Annotated in this window: 26 protein-coding genes and 1 tRNA gene; 11 read left to right on the plus strand and 16 right to left on the minus strand. The window is 54.1% G+C overall.

Annotated elements, in window-relative coordinates; all coding sequences use genetic code 11:
* Positions 1-10 precede the first annotated feature (10 nt).
* Both ACJ8HA_RS19410 and ACJ8HA_RS19415 read right to left on the minus strand, forming a co-directional pair.
* The gene (locus ACJ8HA_RS19410) at positions 11-619 is read right to left on the minus strand and encodes an OmpA family protein (protein ID WP_043142565.1); all 609 of its coding nucleotides are present in this window, start codon (positions 617-619) and stop codon (positions 11-13) included.
* Between the two features lie 3 nt (positions 620-622).
* Positions 623-1,099 carry a hypothetical protein gene (locus tag ACJ8HA_RS19415; protein WP_004931717.1) on the minus strand — a complete coding sequence of 159 codons (477 nt, stop codon included), beginning with the start codon at positions 1,097-1,099 and terminating at the stop codon, positions 623-625.
* Positions 1,100-1,488: 389 nt separating this feature from the next.
* On the opposite strand from ACJ8HA_RS19415, the gene ACJ8HA_RS19420 reads away from it, so the two are divergent.
* The 3 genes from ACJ8HA_RS19420 to ACJ8HA_RS19430 all read left to right on the plus strand — a co-directional run bounded on the left by ACJ8HA_RS19420 (position 1,489) and on the right by ACJ8HA_RS19430 (position 4,620).
* Positions 1,489-2,103 carry a 2OG-Fe dioxygenase family protein gene (locus tag ACJ8HA_RS19420; RefSeq protein ID WP_225735536.1) on the plus strand — a complete coding sequence of 205 codons (615 nt, stop codon included), beginning with the start codon at positions 1,489-1,491 and terminating at the stop codon, positions 2,101-2,103.
* Positions 2,100-3,332, plus strand: a complete 1,233-nt coding sequence (locus ACJ8HA_RS19425; RefSeq protein ID WP_442515456.1) for a cysteine desulfurase-like protein — start codon at positions 2,100-2,102, stop codon at positions 3,330-3,332. Before ACJ8HA_RS19420 ends, ACJ8HA_RS19425 begins: the two co-directional genes overlap by 4 nt.
* Positions 3,333-3,627: 295 nt before the next feature.
* A complete protein-coding gene (locus ACJ8HA_RS19430; RefSeq protein WP_025304110.1) occupies positions 3,628-4,620 on the plus strand; it encodes a LacI family DNA-binding transcriptional regulator in 993 nt (330 codons plus the stop codon).
* A gap of 120 nt (positions 4,621-4,740) precedes the next feature.
* Here the strand turns inward: ACJ8HA_RS19430 and ACJ8HA_RS19435 are convergent, their stop codons facing one another.
* From ACJ8HA_RS19435 to ACJ8HA_RS19450, 4 genes are all read right to left on the minus strand, one after another.
* A complete protein-coding gene (locus ACJ8HA_RS19435; protein ID WP_141998899.1) occupies positions 4,741-6,138 on the minus strand; it encodes a c-type cytochrome in 1,398 nt (465 codons plus the stop codon).
* A complete protein-coding gene (locus ACJ8HA_RS19440; protein WP_049208193.1) occupies positions 6,135-7,787 on the minus strand; it encodes a GMC family oxidoreductase in 1,653 nt (550 codons plus the stop codon). Before ACJ8HA_RS19440 ends, ACJ8HA_RS19435 begins: the two co-directional genes overlap by 4 nt.
* Positions 7,784-8,371, minus strand: a complete 588-nt coding sequence (locus ACJ8HA_RS19445; protein WP_049206132.1) for a sugar dehydrogenase complex small subunit — start codon at positions 8,369-8,371, stop codon at positions 7,784-7,786. The genes ACJ8HA_RS19440 and ACJ8HA_RS19445 overlap by 4 nt, the downstream gene beginning before the upstream one ends.
* A 376-nt stretch (positions 8,372-8,747) precedes the next feature.
* On the minus strand, positions 8,748-9,218 hold the full coding sequence (locus tag ACJ8HA_RS19450; RefSeq protein WP_025304114.1) for a YhcH/YjgK/YiaL family protein: 471 nt from the start codon (positions 9,216-9,218) through the stop codon (positions 8,748-8,750).
* 573 nt (positions 9,219-9,791) lie between these two features.
* Between ACJ8HA_RS19450 and ACJ8HA_RS19455 the strand changes: the two genes are divergently transcribed.
* Both ACJ8HA_RS19455 and ACJ8HA_RS19460 read left to right on the plus strand, forming a co-directional pair.
* Positions 9,792-10,742, plus strand: a complete 951-nt coding sequence (locus ACJ8HA_RS19455) for a 2-hydroxyacid dehydrogenase (protein WP_049208196.1) — start codon at positions 9,792-9,794, stop codon at positions 10,740-10,742.
* 87 nt (positions 10,743-10,829) lie between these two features.
* The gene (locus ACJ8HA_RS19460) at positions 10,830-12,140 is read left to right on the plus strand and encodes an MFS transporter (protein WP_142591589.1); all 1,311 of its coding nucleotides are present in this window, start codon (positions 10,830-10,832) and stop codon (positions 12,138-12,140) included.
* A gap of 941 nt (positions 12,141-13,081) precedes the next feature.
* Here ACJ8HA_RS19460 and ACJ8HA_RS19465 read toward each other — a convergent pair.
* Positions 13,082-13,549: a helix-turn-helix domain-containing protein gene (locus ACJ8HA_RS19465; protein WP_127146798.1), complete on the minus strand. Its 468-nt coding sequence runs from the start codon at positions 13,547-13,549 to the stop codon at positions 13,082-13,084.
* Positions 13,550-13,678: 129 nt separating this feature from the next.
* Between ACJ8HA_RS19465 and ACJ8HA_RS19470 the strand changes: the two genes are divergently transcribed.
* Positions 13,679-14,059, plus strand: coding sequence for a hypothetical protein (locus tag ACJ8HA_RS19470; RefSeq protein ID WP_127146799.1), 381 nt, complete (start codon positions 13,679-13,681; stop codon positions 14,057-14,059).
* A 70-nt stretch (positions 14,060-14,129) separates the two neighbouring features.
* On the opposite strand, the gene ACJ8HA_RS19475 is transcribed toward ACJ8HA_RS19470, so the two are convergent.
* Positions 14,130-14,687 (minus strand): recombinase family protein, encoded by a 558-nt coding sequence (locus tag ACJ8HA_RS19475; RefSeq protein WP_127146800.1) that lies wholly within the window; start codon positions 14,685-14,687, stop codon positions 14,130-14,132.
* Between the two features lie 247 nt (positions 14,688-14,934).
* Here ACJ8HA_RS19475 and ACJ8HA_RS19480 point away from each other — a divergent pair, with 247 nt between their 5' ends.
* Positions 14,935-15,375, plus strand: coding sequence for a hypothetical protein (locus ACJ8HA_RS19480; RefSeq protein ID WP_127146801.1), 441 nt, complete (start codon positions 14,935-14,937; stop codon positions 15,373-15,375).
* Positions 15,372-15,740, plus strand: coding sequence for a hypothetical protein (locus tag ACJ8HA_RS19485; RefSeq protein ID WP_127146802.1), 369 nt, complete (start codon positions 15,372-15,374; stop codon positions 15,738-15,740). The genes ACJ8HA_RS19480 and ACJ8HA_RS19485 overlap by 4 nt, the downstream gene beginning before the upstream one ends.
* Positions 15,741-15,783: 43 nt before the next feature.
* On the opposite strand, the gene ACJ8HA_RS19490 is transcribed toward ACJ8HA_RS19485, so the two are convergent.
* The 5 genes from ACJ8HA_RS19490 to prfB form a co-directional block, all read right to left on the minus strand.
* Positions 15,784-16,293 carry a hypothetical protein gene (locus ACJ8HA_RS19490; RefSeq protein WP_368854903.1) on the minus strand — a complete coding sequence of 170 codons (510 nt, stop codon included), beginning with the start codon at positions 16,291-16,293 and terminating at the stop codon, positions 15,784-15,786.
* Between the two features lie 17 nt (positions 16,294-16,310).
* On the minus strand, positions 16,311-17,702 hold the full coding sequence (locus ACJ8HA_RS19495) for a DUF6538 domain-containing protein (protein WP_442515457.1): 1,392 nt from the start codon (positions 17,700-17,702) through the stop codon (positions 16,311-16,313).
* A gap of 89 nt (positions 17,703-17,791) precedes the next feature.
* Positions 17,792-17,865: transfer RNA gene (locus ACJ8HA_RS19500), tRNA-Gly, on the minus strand.
* A 147-nt stretch (positions 17,866-18,012) separates the two neighbouring features.
* Positions 18,013-19,530 (minus strand): lysine--tRNA ligase, encoded by a 1,518-nt coding sequence (gene lysS / locus ACJ8HA_RS19505; protein ID WP_004931697.1) that lies wholly within the window; start codon positions 19,528-19,530, stop codon positions 18,013-18,015.
* 9 nt (positions 19,531-19,539) lie between these two features.
* A protein-coding gene (prfB, locus tag ACJ8HA_RS19510) for a peptide chain release factor 2 (protein ID WP_096242572.1) occupies positions 19,540-20,638 on the minus strand; the annotation gives its coding sequence in 2 pieces (ribosomal slippage) (positions 19,540-20,562 and positions 20,564-20,638; 1,098 coding nt in all).
* 261 nt (positions 20,639-20,899) lie between these two features.
* Here prfB and ACJ8HA_RS19515 point away from each other — a divergent pair.
* Both ACJ8HA_RS19515 and ACJ8HA_RS19520 read left to right on the plus strand, forming a co-directional pair.
* The gene (locus ACJ8HA_RS19515; protein WP_197813281.1) at positions 20,900-21,286 is read left to right on the plus strand and encodes a type II toxin-antitoxin system RelE/ParE family toxin; all 387 of its coding nucleotides are present in this window, start codon (positions 20,900-20,902) and stop codon (positions 21,284-21,286) included.
* The gene (locus ACJ8HA_RS19520) at positions 21,279-21,623 is read left to right on the plus strand and encodes a helix-turn-helix domain-containing protein (protein WP_025304117.1); all 345 of its coding nucleotides are present in this window, start codon (positions 21,279-21,281) and stop codon (positions 21,621-21,623) included. Before ACJ8HA_RS19515 ends, ACJ8HA_RS19520 begins: the two co-directional genes overlap by 8 nt.
* Positions 21,624-21,673: 50 nt before the next feature.
* On the opposite strand, the gene recJ is transcribed toward ACJ8HA_RS19520, so the two are convergent.
* From recJ to xerD, 3 genes are read right to left on the minus strand one after another with little or no spacing between them, the layout of a single operon-like run.
* Entirely contained in the window at positions 21,674-23,407 is a 1,734-nt protein-coding gene (gene recJ / locus ACJ8HA_RS19525; RefSeq protein WP_016929971.1) for a single-stranded-DNA-specific exonuclease RecJ, read from the minus strand.
* A 6-nt stretch (positions 23,408-23,413) separates the two neighbouring features.
* Positions 23,414-24,130, minus strand: a complete 717-nt coding sequence (gene dsbC / locus ACJ8HA_RS19530) for a bifunctional protein-disulfide isomerase/oxidoreductase DsbC (RefSeq protein ID WP_025304118.1) — start codon at positions 24,128-24,130, stop codon at positions 23,414-23,416.
* 26 nt (positions 24,131-24,156) lie between these two features.
* Complete coding sequence (xerD, locus tag ACJ8HA_RS19535; protein WP_154747450.1) at positions 24,157-25,077, minus strand: site-specific tyrosine recombinase XerD; 921 nt, start codon at positions 25,075-25,077, stop codon at positions 24,157-24,159.
* Between the two features lie 85 nt (positions 25,078-25,162).
* Here xerD and fldB point away from each other — a divergent pair, with 85 nt between their 5' ends.
* Entirely contained in the window at positions 25,163-25,681 is a 519-nt protein-coding gene (gene fldB, locus ACJ8HA_RS19540; RefSeq protein ID WP_025304119.1) for a flavodoxin FldB, read from the plus strand.
* Positions 25,682-25,686: the final 5 nt, after the last annotated feature.

The raw sequence follows: 25,686 nt of genomic DNA on the forward strand, positions 1-25,686 counted from the left end.
CGACGCGGGGTTAACCGGCGGCAGCGGTTTTCGGCAACACGAAGTCAACCCGCCGATTCTTGGCCCGGCCCGTCGGCGTGTCGTTGGAAGCCACCGGTTCAGCCTCCCCTTTTCCCCGTTCACTCAGACGAGATTTTTCTACCCCATGTGCGATCAGCCAAACAGCCACCGCACGTGCGCGTCGCAGCGACAGATCCTGATTATATTTATCGCTGCCCACCGCATCGGTGTGCCCCTCGATCACCACGTTCCCTACCGGTTCGGCCGCGATAAATTGCGCCACCTGTTGCAGCGCAGGCTCCGCTTTAGCAGCAATCGCATCGCTGTCGAAAGCGAACAGCACATCGCTGCGCATCGATAACGTTACGGCATTTTTGCTGTCTCTGACGGAAATGTCGGCGGATTGTTTAGCCAAATCCGCTGCCTTACTCTGCAGATCAAGGACGCCGGCATTCAGCCCCGAAGGCAAACCAACCAAATCCAGCCGGGTGGCCTTAAGATCGAGTATCACCGGTTTCCCCACGGATGCCGGCTCTCCGCTGTCAGCCCATGAACCCAATGACACCAACCCAAAGGCTAACATCCCACCCACACAGGCGGCTTTCCTGAGGCCGTTCATCGCTCAACGATCCGTAATGGCTATCGGCCCGAGCGGCTCGACGTTGGCGATCGTCAGGTACACCTCTTTCACATCAGGTGGAGGCGCAGGGAAGCTGCCAAACCAGGTGGCGACATAGGGAATGCCTGAACTTGAGCTGAATGACACGCTGGGAGAGGCCAGTGGGACATTATTGCTATCGGTAAGCAGCAGGTATTTTTTATTACCCACCAGAATATAGAAGGATTTCTCAAGGCTGCTTTTATCCAGACTGCTATACAAGCCTTGCCCATTAAGGTTGTCTTTCAACCCTTTGAAACGCACTTTGATGGTCAGGATTTCACCGTGGCGCACGGCCTCGGTCACTTGCGCTTCGGCTACGCCGCTGCTGACGATCCCGGTAGCCAACGGTGTCACGGGGGGATCTTCCGCGAAGGCCATGCCGGGGAACATTATCGACGCAAACAGGCAGGAAATGACGAATTTTCTGACATGCTGCATGATCGGAGTCCTTATTCAGGGGGAATTGAAGATTGTTCTTTCAACAACCAGGCAATGCCACTGCGGTCACTCTGTCCCGGAATTATAGTAAAGCACCTCATATTCATGAGAGTTATCCCTGAAAGCGTAACCTTGGTCACGTTATGCTTGCGCATGAATTCTCCCCCCGTTAGCGCTTATTTTGCTGAATGACCCGCTTCATACCGGCATTCCCTTTCGCTCATCCTCTCTACCGTTCACCCCACTTTACGACCGCCGTCACACCTCGCCACCGCCAAATTGCGTTGGTTATAGAGTCGTCTACAATTCAATCGAATTACCCCCTACAACATCAGAAATTATTATTATTAGAGGTGATTATGTTACAGAAACACGAAAACGTAATAAGTATGACTGTACTAAGCCCGCAAGCCACCCAACAGCTGATGCCATCGTTCTCCTCCTTGCCCCACACGCAACACGCCGACGGAAAATATCGCCTGCGCCGTTACTCGGTCGTCAAATACCTCAACCCCAACGTCGCCGAAGTGGGGCCGCGCACTTTCATGCAGTCGGATCAGATCAACCACTTTCAGGGCAACGTGGTGCGCCGCTTCGAACCTATCGACAGCGCCGTGTTGCAGAGCGCCGGCATGGCAGAGATGTGCAACCTGTTTGCAGAAAGCAACGAACTGCCGGAAGGCGCCGAGATAGAGATCCACCAGATGCGCGTGGTCGCCATCGAGAAAGACACCCAGGTGGCGCCGGAAGGCATTCACCAGGACGGTTTCGACCACATCGCGATGATCGCCATTCACCGGCACAACATCGTCGGCGGTGAAATCATGCTGTATGACGACAGTCACCACGATCCCTTCTTTAAAAAAGCGCTGGCGGACGGCGAAGCCGTGCTGCTGGCGGACAGCAAACTGTGGCACAACGCCACGCCGATCAACGCCGTGAGCCCAACAGAAGAAGGCCATTTGGACCTCTTCGTCCTCACCGCGCGGGGAGAGAAAGCATGACCTTTACTCCCGAGCTCGCCCGCCGCCAGTTCAGCGCCCTGTCCCAGCTAATCGACGGCAAACCGGCGATCTTTTTCGACGGCCCCGGCGGTGCGCAGGTTTCACGGGGCGTGCTGGAAAAAATGACGGATTACCTGGGGGCATACAACGCCAACCTGGGCGGCCACTACTTCTCCAGCCGAGTCACCGGCGAGGTGATGGGCCAGGCGCGGGAATCGGTGCGCGCCTTGTTAAATGCCCCGTCGGCCGACACCATCGTCTTCGGCATGAACATGACCACGCTGACTTTTCATCTCAGCCGCATCATCAGCCGCGACTGGCAGGCCGGCGATGAGGTCATCGTCACCGCGCTGGATCACTACGCCAACGTCTCCAGCTGGCAGCAGGCCGCTGCCGACAGAGGGGCCGTGGTGCATCAGATACCGCTCGAGAGCGCCGACTGCGCATTGGATGCCGCGAAAGTGTGTGAGCGCATCAATGCCAACACCCGCCTGGTGGCGGTCAGCTACGCCTCCAACGTCACCGGCAGCATTGTCGATATCAAAACCATCGTCGAAGCCGCGCATCGGGTCGGTGCGCAGGTGTATGTCGACGCCGTTCATTACGCCCCGCATAACCTGATCGACGTACAGGCGCTGGGCTGTGATTTCCTGGTGTGCTCCGCCTACAAGTTCTTTGGCCCGCACATCGGCATGGCCTACATCGCGCCGCAGTGGCTGCAGCGCCTGCGTCCGTACAAAGTCGAGCCGGCCACCGACGTCGGCCCCGGCCGTTTCGAGACCGGTACTCAGAGCTTCGAAGCGCTGGCCGGCGTCGCGGCCGCTGTCGAGTATCTGGCGCAGTGGGGGGCGCCCGGCGCGCCGTTAAGGCAGCGTTTGCAGGAGAGCTTCGCCGCCTACCACCAGCATGAAGAGGCGCTGTGCCGCCACTTCCTGCAGCGGCTGCAGCAGCTCGACGGCGTGCGGCTTTATGGCAATCCCCAGGCGGACAGCGCGCGCCGCACACCGACCTTCGCCCTGACCTTCAGCGACCATACGCCTGACGCAATCGCCCGCCGCCTCGGGCAGCACAACATCTGCGCCGGCAGCGGGCATTTCTATGCGTTGGGCTTGGTGCAACAGCTGGGGTTGCAGGACGGCGGCGTGCTGCGCATCGGCATGATGCACTACAACACTCAAGGCGAGATCGATACGCTGTTCAACGTGATCGCCGAAGATATTCTCAGTTAACCCGGCCACATCGCCCGCTCACCTTATTGAGCGGGTTGAGCGGACGAAAAGGAATCAAACTGCCCGCCTTTTCTTCCATGAGAGTCCACGGCACGCTGATGCGTGCCTTTCTTTCACTCCGTTACGAAATGCGGGGATAATGAACATACTCATGCTGGAACGGCAAAAGAAGCCGGGATCGGCGCATCGTGCGGTTGTCACCGGATACGCCGGAGGTAGCGCATTGCACGCATTCTCTTTTGACTCAGCAGTGGGCATAATGACAAACACGGTCTGGGTCAGATGAGTATGAATGGTGAAGTCGCAGCGAATTACGTTAAATGACATTGCTGTACTGGCGGGTGTAACCAAAATGACGGTCAGTCGCTACCTGCGCACGCCGGACAGGGTTAAACCGGAAACAGCTGCGCGCATTGCCGCCGTTATCGAGGAAGTCGGCTATCAGGCCGATCCCGACAATCCCGCCCTCTATTCCAATAGCCCTCCCCTCATCGGCGTTCTGGTTCCTTCTTTTAACAATCTGATATTTGCTGATGTCCTCGCCGGCATTGAATCCGTGACGTCTATACAGGGTTATCAGACGCTGGTCGTCAATTATGACTACAACAGCAAACGCGAAGAGGAGCAAATTGCCGCGATCCTGGCTTTTAAGATAAAAGGGCTGCTGCTGACCGAGTCGGTCCATAGTCTGCGGGCGGAAAAATTCCTGAAGACGGCAAAAATACCCGTTGCTGAAATCATGGGGCTGTCAGGCAATACAGATCGAATTAACGTGGGTTTTGATAATGTGAAAGCCGGCTACGATATGACCACCATGCTGCTGGCCAGCGGTAAAAAACGCATTATCTATTTTGGTTCAATGTCTGATATCCGCGATGAACAGCGTTATACGGGATACTGTCAGGCAATGGCTAACCATGATTTACCTACCGGTCGTATCTCCCCCAATAAGATCTCTTCCATTTCGATTGGAACAGGCATGATGACGCTTGCGAGCCAGATGTATCCGGATATGGATGGGATTCTCTGTACCAACGACGATCTGGCCGTGGGCGTGTTACAGGAATGTCTGGCAAACGGTATCAGCGTGCCAGCGCAAATGGCCATTGCCGGATTTCACGGTCTTGAGATCGGGCAGATCATTACTCCTCGGTTAGCCAGCGTACTGACGCCACGGTATGAGATGGGGAAAGTGGCGACAGAAATCATAATAAAAAAAATTAAAGGGCTGCCGACCATTGAACGTGTCGATCTCCACTTCCGCCTGTCAATGGGGGAGACAATATAGCTTGCCCCTGCCAGTGACTTTATCATTGGCCATCACTGCCCGCTTCGCCAGAAGACCATCTCTCGTTATCCCGGCCAGAGATTCGGCCAGATGGCGCCACCCACCTGACCGAACGCCCCCTTAACGTGCCTTGCGGCGGCGGAGCCAGAATAGGACCAGCAGAATAATGACGACCGCCGCGACGGCCATGCCAGGCAGAATCATCGGCTGTGCGCGCGCCAACAGCGGTTTCGGGCCCCCGGCGCGCACCTCACTCACGTCAGCCTCGCTCACGCTCAGCGTGCTGTTGCCGTAGTTCTGCAGCACGAAGTTAGCGATATCGGCAACCTGCTTATCCGTCAGCTCTCCGACATAGGAACCGTCGCCAAAACTCGGCATCAGGACGTGCTTACCGTCAACCCGGCGATCAACCCCCTGCAAAATGACGGCAATCAGGTTTGACGGATTGCTCGCGGCCGTGGTGGAGTTGTTGAACAGCGAAGGGTAGGCCTGGTTCAAGCTGCCGCTGCCGTCCGGCTGATGGCAACTGGCGCAGTAGCCGCTGTAGAGCGCCTCGCCGCTATTGAGCGTGTGGTTGGCGTTGGGCGAATTGATGCCACGGAGATGGTGCTCAACGTTGTAATGCGCTTGACTAAAGCTATTACCCTGGCGCTCATCGCCCTGTGACGGCACGGTCTTCAGGTAAGTCGCTATCGCCTGCAGCTGCCGGTCGGTCAGGTATTGGAAGCTGTGCTCAACGGCTTCAGCCATTGGCCCCGCCGCTTGCGCGCGCCCTTCCGCCCGACCGGTTTTCAGGTAGGCCACTAACTCCTGCTCGCTCCAGCCACCGATCCCTTCTTGGCGATCTGCGGTGATATTCGGCGCGTACCAAGAGCCCAACGATGCCCCCATCAGGAAGCGCGAATTGTCTTCCGCCATCAGCACATTACGCGGCGTATGACAGGTTCCGCAGTGAGCCGGGCCCTGCACCAGCGCGGCCCCTTCGTTCCACGCCTCACCTTTCGTCAGATCCGGGGTGAAGCGCCGATTGTCCAAATAAAGCCTGTTCCACACCGCCATGGAGAGGCGGATGTTGAACGGAAACGGCAGATCGGTTTGGTGCTTGGCCGGCTCATCGACCGGGGCAACGCCATGCATGAAATAGGTATACAGAGCGTGGATCTCGTCATCACTCAGACGGGTGTAGGCGGTGTAGGGCATGGCCGGATAGAGATACGCCCCATCTTTCCGGATCCCGGCGCGCAGCACGTCGGCAAACGCCGCTTCGGAATAGCCGCCGATACCGTATTTTACCGATGGAGTAATATTGGTGGCGTAGATAGTGCCCATGGGGGAAGCGATGCCGTACCCCCCGGCAAAAGGTTTACCCTGCTGCTGCGTATTCGTATGGCAGGCCATGCAGTCCGAGGCGATAGCCAGCGCTTGCCCTTTAGCGATCAGATCGCCGTCCTGGGCATGCGCCGCAAAACCGCTTCCCAGCAGCAGCGTCGCTGCCAGCGCGTGGGTGATTTTATTCATTTGCTCTCCAGGGCTCGAAGTACGTCATTGGCCGCCTTGAGTCCAAGCGCCGCCATCGTCAACGTGGTGTTGACAACGCTGGCTGAAACCATGGCGCCTCCACCCGGGATCCAAAGGTTGTCGTGATCGTGAGCACGGCAATTACCGTTCACCACCGAGTTCGTGGGGTCGCTGCCCATGATCGTGCCGCCCATAATGTGGTTGTTGGCATTCAGCTTGTCGTTAATCACAAACTCTTGCGCATCGAACAAGTCGCCAATCTGCCGTAGCTGGGTTTTGACCACTTCCAGCCCTTTGCGCACGTAATCGCCGACGTCGTAGTGGATGTCCGGGCAGGCCAGGCCATGCTTGTCTTTGCGAGTGGGGCTCAGGGTCAGACGGTTGTTCGGGTCCGGCAGCGGTTCCAGGCTGATGGAGAGATCCACCGAGCGGCTGGCGCGATCGCGCACTTCATCCTGCAGCGCCTTGCCGACCTTGCCCGTTTTCAGGACTTCAAGGGCGGAGGGGATCACCCGGTTGATGTTGTTGATGATGATCTTGTTGGCGGAGTGGTCGCTGCGGAACACGCCGTCACGATACCCCACCATGCAGCTGCTCTGCGCCGGGCCGCGGCCAACCCACAGGGCCTCTCGCGCCAGGAAGGAGCAGTGCAGGCCCGAGTGATCCATCATGTTGCGTCCCACCTGATCCGAGCTGTTCGCGATGCCGTTCGGGTTCTTTTCGTTGGCCGCCAGCAGCAGCAAGCGCGGGTTCTCAATCCCATTGCAGGCCAGAACGAACGTTTTACCGATCGCCCGATGGGAGTTGTGCGCCGTGTCATACCAGTGAACGGCGGTGACGCGGTTATTGTCGTCGGTGTCAATTTTGTACACCACCGCTTCAGGGATCACCTTCGCCCCCTTGTGTTCGGCCCGTTCAACGTGGTGAATACCGTTGTACATCGCCCCGATCGGGCAAATCGGCTGGCAATTGTTATTGCCGCAGCAGGTGGGCCGTCCATTCCAGGGCCGGGTGCTGCGGCCTTGCGGAATGGGCACCGATTTAAAACCGTGAGGATTAACAATCTCAGCAATGCGTCTGTCGCCGTAGGCCCAGGGCACCATGTCCATCGGGTAAGGCCCGCTGCGTTCCGCAGGGGACTGCCACTCCGGATTATTCGGGCCGGCAACGCCTATTTCCTCTTCGGCTTTCGCGTACCACGGTTCGATATCTTCGTAAGAAATAGGCCAGTCTCTCCCCACGCCATAGAGAGATTTCATGCGAAAATCATTGGGATGGTTGCGCCAGCAAGAAGCGGCCCAGTGCCAGGTGGTTCCCCCCACCACACGCAAATAGCCCTGTTTAAAGCCAGAGCCATTGGGGCCGGTCAGTTTGATATAGTCGTTCTCCGGGAAATAGAGCGGCGCGGTGGCGTACTCCGATTGCGGGTAAAGCCCCTGAAAATCCGACCCCGCACGATTGTGCAGTGGCATATTGCGCCAGTTTTCCACAGCCTGTGCGCGCTCAATCCGCGGGCCTGCCTCAAGTACCAGCACCGAGTAGCCCTGGCTCACCAAAGCATCCGCCATCAGACCGCCCACAATACCGGAACCGACAATGACGACATCGGCCTCTGCATCGCCGGAAGCATTAATTATTGGGCTTTTCACACGCGGTCCTCATATTTTTTATCGGCTACGGCAGGCAAATCTGTTGCGGGAATGGAAGGTTGGCGGGTAACGCCCGGCGGCAGGCCGGTCCACCACAGCGGGCCAAAATTGCACCAGGTCGGCACGATCAGGGCATCCTGAACCGTGCGATACATCAGTGCCTCTTTATAGGTAATCAACTGACCCTGCTCGGCGCTTGAAGGATCTACGGTTCCGGTATACCACGCGGTCACGATGGCCTGAATAAGCTCCCTCTGCCCCTGTTCAATCGCATGTCGGTTCAAGGTTTCCGCATCGGTAGCTTGCTGGCTCAGGGTGAACAGGGCGTTGAGTTGCGAGTTCAACTGCGGAAAATGTTCGCGCAGTGCGGAAAAATAGCGGGCGGAGAGGGTGACGTCCAAATCGTCAAACTCGGTAATTTTTCTCGAAATTTGCAAAAATTGCGCGTATTCAACGGGCGAGGCGGCAATTTGTGCCCGTTCGGCATAGGTTATATTTGAATAAGGCAACAGGCTGGCGGCGACGATGACGCCCACCATTTTTCCCAGCGCCTCCCTGCGGGTAAGCACGATTTGCAACGACATTGTTAGCTCCGAAATAATTTATTTTTATATAGTTTTTTTAATATCTATCAGAACGCAGGCAAACCAAAATAAAAAATTGTGCCAATGGGGAGGAACCGCATTAAAAGATCAAGGCGTTATGAGATTGGCTACATCGACTACAGAGGTAAACTCACGGCCTTTAAGGATGTAATGTGAACCTGAAGAAAATATCCCTGTAAATAATACGGCGTAATCTCTGCCGTAAATTTATTCAACCCAACTCAATCTTTAAAAATTAGGGGCTATGGCTTTGACGGGAAAGGCGTATTCTTCGGAATCGCTGCAGACAGCGGATGAGCGAGGCTTTCCGCCGGGCAGCCTGAAGTCGCGATACCAGCCGCCGCTGAACGTCTTGCTACGTCAGCAGGGCGCAGTCGATTTTCGCCACAATTTTACGCAGAGCTGCCGGTGCCGTGCAGGTACTCATCGGGCGGTGCAACTCACCCGGGAAGATAACGGCCAGTTCACCGGGTTGCAGGTGGATGAGAGTCTCACCGGGGATCGCCGGGCTAAACCCAAGATCGTGCGCCTCGTTAAACGGCTCACTCAGGGGCAGAGGTAGCCCCAGAACCCCGGCGCCAATCACTTCTTTCCCTTCCAGGACAAGATGGATATCCAGATACTGGCGATGAAACTCTGGCTTCTGGTCGGCCAATAGTTTGGTTTCCCCTTCAACGACGTTAAAGAACATCTGTTTACCCTGCACCTGATAGTGCCCGACAGGTAAATTGTACGGCTCATTTTCAATAATACTGGCCAGCATTTTACGGATGGCCGCCGGATAGAACCTATTATTTACGGCAGTGGTTAAAGCATCAATAATCATAATATTTTCTCTGGTCAATATCGGCTCGGTATTTCACCGACAAAAACAATGGTTGGATAGTGTTATGGCAACACGCAATCTCGGCGTAATTACGGCAGAATCACTATTAGATCGTTCTACGGGCGTCACTATGAATAAACAACAAAGCAAACCGCTTTGTTTCTAATATTTACAACCTATCACCACTGTGAGTAAACTCCACCTGAAAGGCCATTCGGTATGGTGAAATAAGTCATGGCCTATCTCACGGTTTTTAGCCGTTTAAAACTGTGACAAAAGTCACTTAATTAAGTGTTACGAAACAGCGTTACTTATCCTGTGATCCACGGCAGAAAATCACTGGCTATTCACCCTTTTCACCAGAATCGACCGATTTCACACTCTCCGCCTACGGGCATAACGGGCTATCGCCCCCGATAATAATCGACAGAAGCCACGAAATTGCACACGAGATCACGCCAGCAGTAACATGCTTTTTTAACACTCTTTGGCGTGATGTAGATCGCAATAATAAGCGGTAAAAAAACGTCTGATACAGGATATCCCCTATTGTTTTCAGACAGGATCGCAACGATGCACACTGACACTCAACCTACCATTTTACTTATCGCGCCTGTGATGGATGCTTTACAGGCCGCGTTGGACGCCAGTTACCGGGTATTCCGTCTCTATGAACAATCAGATATTCCAGCCTTCCTGGCTCGCCATGGCGCAGACGTTCAGGCGGTGGTCACCCGTGGCGACGTGGGGGTAACCCGGGAGACGCTGGAGCAGCTGCCGCAGGCGGGCATGATTGCTGTTTTTGGCGTGGGAACCGACGCTATCGACCTCAACTACACCCGGGAACGCCATATCAGCGTCGGGATCACCGCCGGCGTGCTGACCGATGATGTGGCCGATCTGGCGATGGGGCTCTTGCTGTCCGCCAGCCGCCGCCTCTGCCAAGGAGACCGTTTTGTACGCGAAGGCCGCTGGGAAACGACGCCGCCACCGCTGGCGACCAAAGTGAGCGGTAAGCGCATCGGTATTTTTGGCATGGGGAATATTGGCCAAGCCATCGCCCGCCGGGCGAAAGGCTTCGATATGACCATCCTGTATACTGACCGCCGGCGCAAAGACGACCTGGATTACCCGTGGTGCGCCGATCTGCACACGCTCGCAGCGCAGAGTGATTTCCTGGTGATCGCGGCATCTGGCAGTGCGGAAAACCGCGGGATTATTGATGCCAGCGTATTTAACGCCATGCCCGATCGTGCCTGGCTTATCAATATCGCCCGCGGCAGCCTGGTCGATGAGGCGGCGCTGATAAAGGCGTTACAAAATCATGTTATCGCCGGGGCCGCTCTGGATGTGTTTGAAAACGAGCCCCATGTCCCGACAGCGTTTTTTGCGCTCGAGAATGTTTTGCTTCAGCCCCACGTGGCCAGCGCTACCGTAGAAACCCGCCAGGGAATGAGCCAATCCGTTTTGGATAATCTCGCAGGTTATTTTTCCCATCAGGATATTCCTGGCTTAATTCAATAAAAATGATCGCCTGAATGGCGCACCATCATTTTTATTCAGCCTAACAAAATATCCGCTTATCGTGGCGGATATCATCGAGGCATTACTATGACCGATAAAATACCAGGAACTCGCTGGCTGCGGGTTATCGCGCCGATCCTTGTCACCTGTATTATTTCATTTATGGATCGCGTTAATATCAGCTTTGCTCTGCCGGGCGGCATGGAACAGGATTTAGGTATTACCAGCCAAATGGCTGGCGTGGCCAGTGGGATATTTTTTATTGGTTATTTATTTCTGCAAATCCCTGGCGGACGACTTGCGGTTTACGGTAGCGGGAAACGTTTTATCGCCTGGTCGCTCGTGGCCTGGGCGATTGTCTCTATCGCCACCGGCTTTGTCACCCATCAGTATCAGCTGCTCATGCTGCGTTTTATTCTCGGGATCTCCGAAGGAGGAATGTTGCCCGTCGTGCTGACCATGGTCAGCAATTGGTTCCCGGAAAAAGAACTGGGCCGGGCCAATGCCTTTGTCATGATGTTTGCCCCACTAGGGGGGATGCTGACCGCCCCAGTTTCCGGCGCGATTATTGCCACTCTCGACTGGCGCTGGCTGTTCATTATCGAAGGCTTGTTGTCGGTCGTGGTGCTGGCCATTTGGTGGCTGGTGATCAGTGACCGCCCGGAAGAGGCGCGTTGGCTGCCGGCGAAGGAACGCGACTATTTATTGACCGAACTGGCCCGGGAGCGCAAAGCGCGAGAAGGGATGGTGCCGGCGGCAAAAGCACCGTTAAAAGCGGTGTTTCGCAACAAGGGATTAATGCGCCTGGTCGTGCTGAATTTCTTTTACCAGACCGGAGACTATGGATATACGTTGTGGCTGCCCACCATCTTGAAAAACCTGACCGGTGGCAGCATGGCCAATGTTGGGGTATTGGCGATCCTGCCGTTTGTTGCCACTCTGGCGGGGATTTATGTGATTTCGATGTTCAGCGATCGCAGCGGTAAACGCCGTTTGTGGGTCAGGATCTCCCTGTACTGTTTTGCGGCGGCGCTGATAGCCTCGGTGATCCTGCATGAGCACGTGGTGGCCGCCTATATCGCGTTGGTGGTGTGCGGCTTCTTCCTTAAAGCGGCGACCAGCCCCTTCTGGTCAATTCCCGGACGCATTGCGACGGCAGAAGTGGCGGGCAGCGCACGCGGGGTGATCAACGGGCTGGGCAACCTCGGTGGGTTCTGCGGCCCCTATCTGGTAGGCGTCATGATTTATGTGTACGGACAGAACGTCGCGGTTTGCGCGCTGGCGGCATCGCTGCTGCTGGCGGGAAGTATCACCTTCCTGCTGCCGAAAGAATGCGATCGCTCCTGCGAAGAAACGGACAATCTCCTCCCCTCCGGGGCAAAACAGAAATGGAGCTAAGCGGCAATGGCGCGGTGTGGGCAGCAACGGTGGCTCACACCCGCATCAGGACTGGATGGCGCGTTGTGTTATCGCGGTAAGATGCCAGGCCAGCGGCTTGCTCGTCTCACACGTCAACCCACACCAAACGGTGATGCAATCGTTGAGAATCAGCTTTTCTGAAAAAGGTTATAGCTCAATGGGGTGATGTTTACGGAGGTTTTGGAGCGGTGAAGGGAAAACACCCCCGCTCCAAACATCTCGTAATCCTATGGAATTATTAACAAAAACAAAAAGCAGTGTAGGAGAGTTTTGTAGGAGGCCAAAGAGCATTTTTTCATATTTGTTGATTTGAAATGTATCACATGGTATACATTTCAAATCAATAAACTCCGCGGTCTATCGGTATCCATACGTTCTACGCGGTTTTAAAGCTATGATTATTCATAGCGGGCCCAGAAGTAACGCGACATAAGGGCCTAGGGTGGAGATGCTCGAAAGAGTCACTGGAGCCTAGTCGCGCGCACTGTTTTGAGAAGCCTTACTAACCGAACCAAAACAGAGTGAGCGTCCAGTGAAGGTTAGAAGAATCTACACGGAAAGATTGTGTGTGATAATTGGCTTACGTCTAACTGTTCAAAAAAACAGTTAGGCGGAGATATAAGCCTTCTACCGGAAAGTCCTTAAAATCCTTTAAAACCATTAGGGAAACACTGTTACTTTTAAAAAGCTGTTCAACGAGCCTTAAAAATATTAACTGCCAAAATGCAATCAAAAAGATTCATATCAAATTATTCCAATCACATCCGGAACGCTCAAGAATCCTCACGTCAAAGCAATTGAATGAAATGAGATGATACTGTTCTGATACCAAAACCCTTAGAAAATCCCGGGCTGGTAACCATGCAGTCTGTCTTTTAATCCAGCTGTCGGAAAAAATGATCCTTATATTAACGCTAGACTTATTTCTCGCAGAGAACATCCCAACGCACTGCTGATACCAGCCCCCAGTTTCCAGCAGAGTTTGGCCTGCGCCATTTAGCTGTCTCCATACCCCTCAAGTATTCAAGAGCTTCCAAAAACGTGCTAAATCGCTTTTGAGCCATTTTTTCGCCAACTCGAAAGCTCCCATCTCGAGGACTTGATAATCCGGGATGAAAACATGTGCCATCAGCGGCATAAGGCACAAGCAAGTTGGTTGTATTTTCCTCAAACGTCTCATCTTTGAGTAGCTCTGATGCATTTACTTTCAAGGCATTCGCAAGTGTCTCAATAGCATCAAGAGAAGCATTCGAAGCACCTCTCTCAATTCTGCTCATGTAGCTACGTGCAAAACCGCAGCGATCAGCAAAAGCCTCCTGACTAAGCCCGGTTGCTATACGCAGATCTTTAACTCGTTTTCCAAAAATAGATCGCAGGTTCGTTTTCATCCCTGAAATGTGGCGCGTTGACCACTAACAGGCCACTCACTAATCGTGACATTTCAAACCCAATATTTAATAATCATGGCAGCAAACAAAATGTAGTCCTGGGTAACACATCAAAACATGAGGATTTGTATGAAACGGAAGCCACCTAAAACTATATCAATGGGTTATGCACTATTTCTGAGTCTAGCTACTTTCGATACGTTCGCAGCAACAGGAGCTCAGCAACCAGTCATACACACGCAACTAGCGACCAACCAAACAAGCAATGAACCTTCAGTTTGCGAAAACACAGCAAATGTTGCGGAACATATGGCGCGAGATCGAGATGCGGGAATAACAAAAAAGCAGTATGTGAAGAGGATTCAAACAATTGAAAAATCGGGAAAAGTATCAGGGCGAGAGATTGATCTTTTCTACTCATTACTAGCATTTGTTTATGTGGATCAGAAAGATAAATCCCCAGAGTATATAAGCCGCGTAGTTCAAACTGGATGCGAATTGACGAGATAACCAAGAGAAACTCTGATACAGAAATGAGCGCTGATAGTTAGTTATTATCAGCGCCTCAAAGAACTGAAGACTAAACAATACCGGCTATAGTAGCCCTAGAAACCCCGTAGCAACGTGATATAGAACTAATGCTATCACCGTTAGCCTTTTTTGATAAAATCGCTTCTCGTTGCTCTAGTGTCGTTTTAGAGGGTCTACCCAATTTCTTACCCTCAGCTTTCGCTCTTGCTAGCCCTGCCTGAGTTCTTTCTATCAGTAAATCGCGTTCCATCTCAGCGACCGCTGCTAACATCGAAAGTAACAACTTTCCGGCAGTTGACGTGAGGTCTGTTGTGCCAAGCTGGTGGACTATCACCCGGATATCACGCGCAGCCAACTTCTTTACTGTTTGAAGAATCTCAACTGCATCTCTTCCCAACCGATCAAGTTTCGTGACAACTAGCGTTTCCCCATCCCGGATCTTTGTGAGCATTTCATTGAACGCTTTACGCTGGGAAGCATGAACTTTCCCACTCACAATGTCTGCAAACCAGAAATCAATATGGCACCCGGCCTGTAGCAGTTCTAATCTCTGATTTTCGGTATCTTGTTGAACAGTTGAAACTCGCCCATAACCAAAAGTCGCCATTGCTACCACCTCACCTAACTATGTTAGAAAACGATGTTAAAAATAGGATGGCCTGCCAGAAAAGCCAAGGCTATTTTTTCAACAGTGCAAGGGCTGCATTCAGAAAGATGCCGGAAAACGGTCGTTTTTTGGCATTCTGGTATGGAACAATAGACAGACTATAATTATAGTATCAATACAAATCCCATTAGTAATGCATTGATTTATTTTTGCATTACCCATACTAAAAATATCTTACAGGAGAATAATGGTGGGTAGTAAAGAAGAACCTCAAATTGATGAAGTTTCAGAAACAACGCCTGGAGTAGTTACAGCCCCGGCAACTACAAAAAAGTCTTATTCATCATTAAAAAGATCTCTTAGTGAAAAAGAACTTTTGAATATAGGAAGTGTCAATTTAATGATCGATGAGATTGATAGAATGGAAAATGAGATTTCATCATTAAAATCTTTTAGAGAACAGTTTTATGCTAAAGATAAGAGCTCAGCTATCCTAAGTGAAAAACTCTCTGCTTATAAATGTGCTGAAATTGCATATAATGTCTCAATAAGCATGGGGGCATTGTTAATTGGAATTTCAATTAAACTATGGGAGAATGATGTTTATGGAGTGCTCAGCTTAGGTGGCGGCATTGCTTTATGGATTTCCGGAAGCATAATGAAATTCGGGAGGATGTTTACCAAATGACTATAGAAATAAAATATGTAAAGGATGCAGGGAATATCAAAAAAGAACGTTTAGTTCTGAAGGTAACATCTGACGACGAAATTGGAAATTATGTTACTTTTGATACTACATATCTAGATGATGGGAAAATATCTAATGAAATGAGACACTCTTTTTGGTTCCCTGATAGAAAGGTCAAAGAGAATGATCTCGTAATCCTTTATACTCGAGATGGTAAAGACTCAAAATTAGAGAATAAAAACGGAACTACATCCCACTTTTTCTACATGGGGCTAGGTAATAACATCTGGAACAAAGATGGTGACTCTGCTGTTCTTATGGAAATAAAATCCTGGAAGCAAAAAATAATAAAATCTGAAGAGTAAATTAATTATAAACGCGCCCTACCCTGAGCGCGTTTAATTATTTTTATGGCTTCTGCTTACGGATCGCATTGTTGAGTGCTTTTATGCCAGCACTCACTTTAAATTGAGAAATATCAGTGAAATCATATGATAACTGAAAGATCGTTTTACATTGGTCCACTACTTCTTCATCTTTCCAATAGGTAGTCATTGCGGTAGTTCTTCCACGCACATGGCCAACAAGCTGCGCGATTTTCCGCTCGTTACTTTCAAATGACTCTACAGCATTAACAAAAGTGTGACGTAAAGAATGAAAGGTCTTCTTACCATCACGCGGGAAGCCAAGCACTTTTCCAAAATAATTATCATTGAACCATTTGGATGCTGCGCCGCGATACCCCTTAGTTTTGCTATATTTCAACTCAGGGAAAAGACGATTAAATCCCGCTATTTTCAATGCTTCGACATACTCAAGAAGTCCCAATTCGATCAATTTGGGATGAATCGGAACCTTTCGAATAGCATTGACTGTTTTAAGGGACTTTTCACTGCCGTCTTTTACATCACTATCCATTATCTTATCCGGTGTATCTAGGTTGAAATCAACAAACGGCACTCCATTTTTATCAACCCGAATATCCGCCAGATAAAGCTGGCAAAGTTCATTGATGCGTCCGCCCAGATACAGCGCCAATAATGATAAGGGCGAAATCTCGTGTAACGCCCATATTGATTGGGTGTTCCCTCGCCTTTCTTAAACCAATCAGCGGAGAAAATTTTTATTAACTCTTCTTCGGTGAACAGATCGCGGCGATCTTGCTCCCGCACCATAACGCGGCGCTGAGCGAGCACATTCTCCGCAGGGTTATCAAGTAGATAACGTTCGCTCTTAGCCCATCTCAACATCGAACCCAGTGACTCAATATGCCTGCCAATCGCATCTCTGCTCATTACCGGTTGACCGTCAGCTAACGCCTTTTCAATCAGCTTGTTCGTCTCTGAAACCTTATATTTCCGCCGCATCAAATACAGATTACCAGGCATTTTCTGCATTCTGGCAACATAATCTTTCACTAACTCGCGGTCTAGCTTACCCAGCTTAAGATCGCCCATTATCTCCATGAAATGTTCAATACGAGATCTAATTTTATCTTCGCTTGCAAGTTTTATATCGCCTGTATTTTTATACGTCATGAACGCTTCCAGTAGCTCAGAAACGGTCATGTTTATATACGCAGGATTGCAGTAGGGGTTAGTCGACGCTGATACAAGGGCAGGAACACTTGAGAAACCGGGCAACCCTGACTCTGATTTCGCATACGCTTTATCCCAAACGCTACGCAGACTCTCAGCCTGCACATTATTGATAAATAAAGAACTCGCATCCAACCTAACCCCGGGGAAATCCATCAGCCAGATAGAAAGACGGTTGCCGCCGTTTGTTCTGAACGCCGCCTCCTCGGTATACCCTTGCTCCAGAAGCTGTTTGAGCGCATAGCTAGTTTGAAGTAATTTGACGTAGCCCCGGATTACGCCCTCGATACCTTTCTGCTCAAGGTTGTTGAGCACAAAACCACCGTTATCTTCTCGTTCCACTTCAGTGAAATCTTCGATTTGGAAAGCTGTTCGCCCTTCAGCAAAGCAATAGACCGGAACGTTGTTTGCCAGTAGATGCTGAACGACCGTCTCAAGCTCAACACCAAATGACTCACAAAATAACTTCAGACTGATTTTGCCGGCACCAGCCAACAGTGGGGCGTTTCCCCGAATCTTCTCTTTATCCATTTGTCTGAACTCTTCCAAAGACGTATACCACTTCTCTAGCAAACGCGCGGCGATAGCTCTGGCATTTGCATGACGGGTTGTGCGGGTTGATGCATGTATTTCACGCTGCCCTATCAGGGCACGATAACGAACCGGAACGGTGATGCGCAGAACATAGATCCCGCTGGAACGTCGATAAAGATTATCACGCTGAGCCATTGGCTGTATCACTCCGTTGTAGGAGGATCACGATCGCCATTACGTATAATTTATAAAAAACCAGTGAAATGAATACATTAAGGAAGTTTTGGAGCGGGTGAAGGGAATCGAACCCTCGTATGCAGCTTGGGAAGCTGCCGTTCTACCATTGAACTACACCCGCATCGGTGTGCGACAGGCATTATAACCGGTTATCGGCGGCGGGCAAGCGGAGATGGCGCGTAACTGTCGATGTTTTAAGCGGTTAAGTCCCGTAGACGAAAAAAAACCGGCGCAGTTGCCCGCACCGGTTGTTTCACGCTAAACGCGATTATTTCTGCGGGCGCATCGCCGGGAACAGAATCACGTCGCGGATGGTGTGGCTGTTGGTGAACAGCATCACCATACGGTCGATACCGATGCCCAGACCGGCGGTCGGCGGCAGGCCGTGCTCCAGCGCGGTGACGTAGTCTTCGTCGTAGAACATCGCTTCGTCGTCGCCGGCGTCTTTGGCGTTCACCTGATCGGCGAAACGCTGTGCCTGGTCTTCGGCGTCGTTCAGCTCGGAGAAGCCGTTGCCGATTTCACGGCCGCCGATGAAGAACTCGAAGCGGTCGGTGATTTCCGGGTTCACGTCGTTACGGCGCGCCAACGGCGACACTTCAGCCGGGTACTCGGTGATGAAGGTTGGCTGAATCAGATGGCTTTCCGCCACTTCTTCGAAGATCTCGGTCACGACGCGGCCCAGGCCCCAGCTCTTCTCAACCTTGATGCCGATGGATTCGGCGATGGCCACCGCTTTACCCATGTCGGCCAGGTCAGCCAGATCGGTTTCCGGACGGTATTTCTTGATCGCCTCGGTCATGGTCAGCTTCTCGAACGGCTTGCCGAAGTCGAACACTTCGTCGCCGTACTGCACCTGAGAGGTGCCCAGCACTTTCTCGGTCAGGGTGCGGAACAGGGTCTCGGTCAGCTCGATCAGGTCTTTGTAATCCGCGTAAGCCATGTAGAGTTCCATCATGGTGAACTCTGGGTTGTGACGCGGAGAAACGCCTTCGTTACGGAAGTTGCGGTTGATTTCGAACACGCGTTCGAAGCCACCGACCACCAGGCGCTTCAGATACAATTCCGGCGCGATGCGCAGGTACATGTCGATATCCAGCGCATTGTGGTGCGTGATGAACGGACGCGCGGACGCGCCGCCCGGGATCACCTGCATCATCGGGGTTTCGACTTCCATGAAGCCGCGTTCCACCATGAAGTTACGGATAGCCGACATCACCTGCGAACGCACTTTGAAGGTGTTGCGCGATTCTTCGTTGGCGATCAGATCCAGGTAACGCTGGCGGTAACGGGTTTCCTGATCTGCCAGGCCATGGAATTTGTCCGGCAGCGGGCGCAGCGCTTTGGTCAGCAGACGCAGCTCGGTGCAGTGGATCGACAGTTCGCCGGTCTTGGTTTTGAACAGCTTGCCGCGCGCGCCGAGGATATCGCCCAGGTCCCACTTCTTGAACTGCTCGTTGTACACGCCTTCAGCCAGATCGTCGCGCGCGACGTACAGCTGAATGCGGCCGCCCACGTCCTGCAGCGTAACGAAGGATGCCTTGCCCATAATGCGGCGGGTCATCATACGGCCGGCGACGGTCACTTCTACGCCCAGCGCTTCCAGCTCTTCGTTGTCTTTATCACCGTACGCGGCGTGCAGTTTGTCGGAGGTGGAATCGCGACGGAAGTCATTCGGGAACGCAATGCCGTTCTCACGCAGGCCGGCCAGCTTCTCGCGGCGGGACTGCAGTTCGTTATTGAGATCCAGCGCCTGATCGGCGCCCTGTACTTGTTGTTCAGACATTTCTATTCCTCATAACCCGGCTTTCAAACTTGCCTCAATGAATTTATCCAGGTCGCCATCCAGTACGGCCTGCGTGTTACGCGTTTCGACGTTGGTGCGCAAATCCTTGATGCGGGAGTCATCCAGCACGTAAGAACGGATTTGGCTGCCCCAGCCGATGTCGGACTTGTTGTCTTCCATCGTCTGCTTATCAGCATTTTTCTTTTGCATCTCAAACTCGTACAGCTTGGCTCGCAGCTGTTTAAACGCTTGATCCTTGTTCTTATGCTGAGAACGATCGTTCTGGCACTGCACCACGATGTTGGTTGGCAGGTGAGTAATACGTACGGCGGATTCGGTCTTGTTGACGTGCTGACCGCCCGCACCGGAGGCGCGGTACACGTCGATACGCAGATCCGCCGGGTTGATTTCGATATCGATATCGTCGTCCACTTCCGGGTAGATGAACACCGAGCTGAACGAGGTGTGGCGACGGCCGCCGGAATCGAACGGGCTCTTGCGCACCAGGCGATGCACGCCGGTTTCAGTGCGCAACCAGCCGAACGCGTAGTCGCCGATGATCTTGATGGTGGCCGATTTCAGGCCCGCGACGTCGCCGTCGGATTCTTCGATCACTTCGGTCTTGAAGCCCTTGGCTTCGGCCCAGCGCAGGTACATGCGCAGCAGCATGCTGGCCCAGTCTTGCGCTTCGGTGCCGCCGGAGCCGGCCTGGATATCCAGGTAGCAGTCGGCGCTGTCGTATTCGCCGGAGAACATGCGGCGGAATTCCAACTGATCCAGCTTGCTCATCAGTTGATCCAGCTCGGCGACCGCTTCGTTGAAGGTCTCTTCATCGTCGGCTTCCACCGCCAGTTCCAGCAGCCCGCCGACGTCTTCGCCGCCCTGCTCCAGCTGATCGATGGTTTCAACGATGGCTTCCAGCGCGGCGCGCTCTTTGCCGAGCGCCTGTGCGCGTTCCGGCTCGTTCCAAACGTCCGGCTGCTCCAGCTCGGCGTTGACTTCTTCTAGGCGTTCCTTCTTGGCATCATAGTCAAAGATACCCCCTAAGAACCGCAGTCCGCTCGGACAGGTCCTGAATTCGGTTTTTTACCGGGTTAATTTCAAACATGGTTTCGTTCTTTTACGTTGATGTCGTCGATGGCGGAATGCCATTGGAACCGCTAATTCTAACGGATCCGGGCGGCAGTTTATAGCGAGTTGGTCAGTTTTTGTGGCGATCGGGCGACAAAGCGGGTGGCAGGAAGAGCAGGAATTTCACCAGCGTTTTATTACCGGTGCCCCTCACGCCGCTAAGCTGTTCAAGTATTGAGCAATGTGGTCATTGAGACTATAGTCGCTATGATGACTCACAGGGACAGGCGGTGCCAAAATGGACATTTTCGTCACGGATGATTTCGACAAATTTATGAAGAAAAATCGCATCGTCGATCAAAAGATTTGCACCGCGGCTCACGAACTCGCACACGGTAACCATGACGGCGATCTGGGCGGCGGCGTCTACAAGAAACGTATTTCGCTCAATCGGGGTAAACGGGGTGGAGCTCGATCCATCGTGGCGTTTAAACACGGTCGTCATCAGTATTTTATTGATGGATGGCTGAAAAACACCGTAAAACAGAACGGTGCAAAAGAAATCAACGATGATGAATTGGCAACCTATCGCGAGCTCGCCAGAGATTTTCTTGCCATGCCGCCGGAAATTATCAAACGAGCCATCGATAGCGGCTACTTGCGAGAGGTGAAATGCGATGACTGATAATCGCCTGCTCAGACTGCAAAAAATGGCACAGCGTTTTAATGAGATCGGTGCGGTGTCAGACGATACCGTACGCAACATCGCCACACGAGTACAGGCGCAGGAACAACATGCCCAGCGTGAGCAGCATGATCAAATGGACGGCGCACGCATCAAAATGCTGCGCAGACGGCTCGGCTTGAGCCAGGCCGATTTAGCGGCCGTGGTCAACATGTCGACCACCAGCGTACAAAAATGGGAACGTAACGCGGTAAAACCCCAGGGAGCCGCACTCAGAATGCTGGAAATTATCGAACAGAAAGGGGTCGCCAGCCTGATCATCTCACCACGAAACTGATGAGCGTTCGTGCACCAGTCACTGACCGATGCACGAACGTCAATTCCGCCTCAGCGCGGCCAAAGATGCTGGATCAGCAGCTGCACGTTGCGGTTGCCGCGAAACTCGTTGACGTCGAGCTTGTAGGCCAGTTCCACCTCGCGCACGCTGCTGTCAGGCCACAGCGTGGTGTCCACGTTGAACGCGATGCCGTCGAGCAACGGGCCGCCGCCGAGCGGCTCCACCATCAGCTTCAGGTGTTTCTCGCCCACCAGCCGCTGCTGCAGGATGCGGAACTTGCCGTCGAAGGTCGGTTCCGGGAACGCCTGGCCCCACGGGCCGCCCTCGCGCAGCAGCTCCGCCGTTGTCAGCGACAGCTCCTGCATCGCCAGTTCGCCGTCGGACCAGATCACCCCTTCCAGCATCGCCGGATCGAGCCATTCACCCACCAACTCGCCGAAACGCTGGCGGAACTCGTCGAATTTGGCCTCTTCCAGCGACAATCCGGCCGCCATCGCGTGGCCGCCGAACTTCATCATCAGCCCGGGGTTCAGCATATCCAGCCGCTCCAGCGCATCGCGCATGTGCAGGCCGGGCACCGAACGGCCGGAGCCTTTCAGTATGCCGTCGCCCGCCGGTGCGAACGCGATCACCGGGCGGTGGAAACGCTCTTTGATGCGCGAAGCGAGGATGCCCACCACGCCCTGGTGCCATTCCGGGTGATACATCGCCAGCCCGTAAGGCAGCTCGGTGCTGGTGCGCTCCAGCTGATCGCACAGCTGCAGGGCTTCCACCTGCATGCCTTGCTCTATCTCGCGTCGCGTCTGGTTCAGCGCATCGAGATCGTTGGCCAGCATACGCGCCTGCGCGATGTCGTCGCTCAGCAGCAGCGCCACGCCGATAGACATGTCGTCCAGCCGGCCGGCGGCATTGAGGCGCGGACCGAGAGCGAAACCGAGATCGTTGGCCGCCAGTTGGCGGGCATCGCGATTAGCCACTTCAAGCAGCGCGCGGATGCCCGGTCGGCATTTGCCGGCGCGGATGCGGTTTAACCCCTGATACACCAGAATACGGTTGTTGGCATCCAGCGGCACCACGTCGGCCACGGTGCCGAGCGCCACCAGGTCCAGCAGCTCCGCCAGATTGGGCATCGCCAGCGCGCGCTGCTCGAACCAGCCGCTGTCCCGCAGGCGGGCGCGCAGCGCCAGCATCAGGTAGAACGCGACACCAACCCCCGCCAGCGATTTGGACGGGAAGGCACAGCCGCGCAGGTTGGGGTTAACGATCGCTTCGGCCGCCGGCAGGGTCTCGCCCGGCAGGTGATGATCGGTCACCAGCACCTGCATGCCCTTGGCGTGCGCCACGTCGACGCCGGCGTGGGAGGAGATGCCGTTATCGACGGTGACAATGAGTTCTGCGCCGCGTGCCGCCGCCTGCTCCACCACTTCGGGGCTCAGGCCATAACCGTCTTCGAAACGGTTAGGCACCAGATAATCGACGGCTGCGCCGCCCATGCTGCGCAGCGCCAGCACCGTCAGCGCGGTGCTGGTGGCGCCGTCGGCGTCGAAATCGCCCACCACCATGATACGGCGACCGTCGGCCAGCGCCTGTTGCAGCAGGCCGACGGCGTCGTCGATGCCGTCCAGCTGTTGCCAGGGCAGCATGCCCTTGACGCCGCGTTCCAGCTCTTGCTCAGCCTGCACGCCGCGCAGGGCGTAAAGCCGACGCAGCAGCGGCGGCAAACTGGCGGGCAGATGCGTGTCGTCCGCCGCCGGGCGGCGGCGTAGTTGCGTTTTGATACTCACCGGCGATTAACCACCGGCTTTGGTGGCGGCCTGGTGCGCATCCAGCATGGCGGCCATCTCTTTCGGCCCCTGATAGCCCGGGATCATCATGCCGTTTTCCAGGATGATGGCCGGCGTGCCCTGAATGCCGAACTGCACGCCCAGCTCGTAATGCTTGCTGATGTCGGTTTTGCAGGTCGCCGGAGAAACGGCATCGCCCTTCATGGCGGCGTCGAACGCCTTGGCCTTGTCGGCGGTGCACCAGATCGACTGCATGTCTTTTTCAGCCTGGGAAGCCAGCCCCTGGCGCGGGAATGCCAGGTAACGCACGGTAATGCCCAGATCGTTGTACTCTTTCATCTGCTGATGCAGTTTGTGGCAGTAACCGCAGGTGATATCGGTGAACACGGTGATCACGTGTTTCTCTTTCGGCGCTTTGTAAACGATCATCTGATCTTTCAGCGCGTCCATCTTGGTGCCCAGCAGTTGGTTGGTCACGTTGACCGGCTCTTTGCCGCTGACGTCAAACAGCGGGCCCTGCAGGATGTGCTTGCCGTCTTCGGAGGCGTACAGCACGCCGCTGTCGGTCAGCACGGTTTTCAGGCCGTTGACCGGTGAAGGCTGCACGTCCGCCTGCTGGATACCCAGGCTGGCGAGCGCTTTTTTGATCGCCGCGTCATCGGCATGGGCGGCGCCGGCCACCGAAGCCACCAGCAGAGAGAGCAGCATTAAACCTTTTTTCATTGTTCCAATCCTTTCGAACCCGCCGCTCAGGCGCGCGGGTGATGCTGTTGATGTAGCTGTTTCAGTCGTTCGGTCGCTACATGTGTATAAATTTGCGTGGTCGAGAGATCGCTGTGCCCTAACAACATCTGTACGACACGGAGATCGGCCCCATGGTTCAGCAAATGGGTGGCGAACGCGTGCCGCAACACGTGCGGCGACAGACGCTCGCTGTCGATGCCCGCAAGGATGGCATAGTGTTTGATGCGATGCCAGAACGTCTGTCGGGTCATTTGCTGGCAGCGGGTGCTGGGGAACAGCACATCCAGCGTCTGGCCATTGACCAGCCATGGGCGGCCGTGCTCCAGGTAATTTTCGATCCAGTAGACCGCCTCTTCGCCCAGCGGCACCAGCCGCTCCTTGTTGCCCTTGCCGATCACCCGCACCACGCCCTGGCGCAGGCTGACGTCGCTGATGCTCAACCCCACCAGCTCGGAAACCCGCAGCCCGGTGGCGTACAACACTTCGAGCATCGCCTTGTCGCGCAGCTCCAGCGGTTGATCGACGCAGGGCGCCTGCAACAGCGCATCGACCTGCGCCTCGCTCAGATCCTTCGGCAAACGCTGCGGCAACTTGGGAGACGCCAGCTGCGCGGTGGGATCGTCGGCGCGCAGCTTCTCGCGGTACAGATATTGAAACAGGCGCCTCATGGCGCTCAACAAACGCGCGGAGCTGGTGGCCTTGTAGCCGCCGTCCACCCGCTCGGCGAGAAACGCCTGCAAATCCAACGCCTGCGCCTGCAGCAAGGTGGTATTTTGCTGGCCAAGCCAGGCGCCCAGGGCCTGCAAATCCAGCCGGTAGGAGGCCAGCGTATTTTCCGCCAGATTGCGCTCAAGCCACAGCGCATCCAGGAATTGTTCAATCAGCGCATTGTCTTGCTGTTGCACGCGGTCCTCTCTTTGTTGCATTTCCACCCGCGCCATTATGCCTTAAGCCGACGCAAATCAGGTATACTCGCTGCAATTCTCTAAACAGCAACGTAACGGTTTACACATGAAGATTGGTCTGTTTTACGGCTCCAGCACCTGCTACACCGAGATGGCGGCAGAAAAAATCCGTGAGATTCTGGGTGAAGACCTGGTCGACCTGCACAACCTGAAAGACGTCTCGCCCAAGCTGATGGAGGACTATTCCATTCTGATCCTCGGCATCCCGACCTGGGATTTCGGCGAACTGCAGGAAGACTGGGAAGCGATCTGGCCGCAGTTGCCAGAGCTGGATCTGAAAGGCAAGATCGTCGCCATGTACGGCATGGGCGATCAGCTCGGTTACGGTGAGTGGTTCCTTGACGCGCTGGGCATGTTGCACGATCACATCGCGCCGCTGGGCGTGCAGTTCATCGGCTTCTGGCCAACGGAGGGCTTCGAGTTCACCAGCCCCAAACCGCTGAGCGCCGACGGCAAACACTTCGTCGGCCTGGCGCTCGATGAGGTCAACCAATACGATCTGAGCGAAGAGCGCCTGCAGCAATGGTGCGAACAGATCCTGCTGGAGATGGAGCCGCTGCTGTAGCCGCT

Source organism: Serratia sp. CY33802, from assembly GCF_052169095.1.
GTDB classification, from domain to species: domain Bacteria; phylum Pseudomonadota; class Gammaproteobacteria; order Enterobacterales; family Enterobacteriaceae; genus Serratia; species Serratia bockelmannii.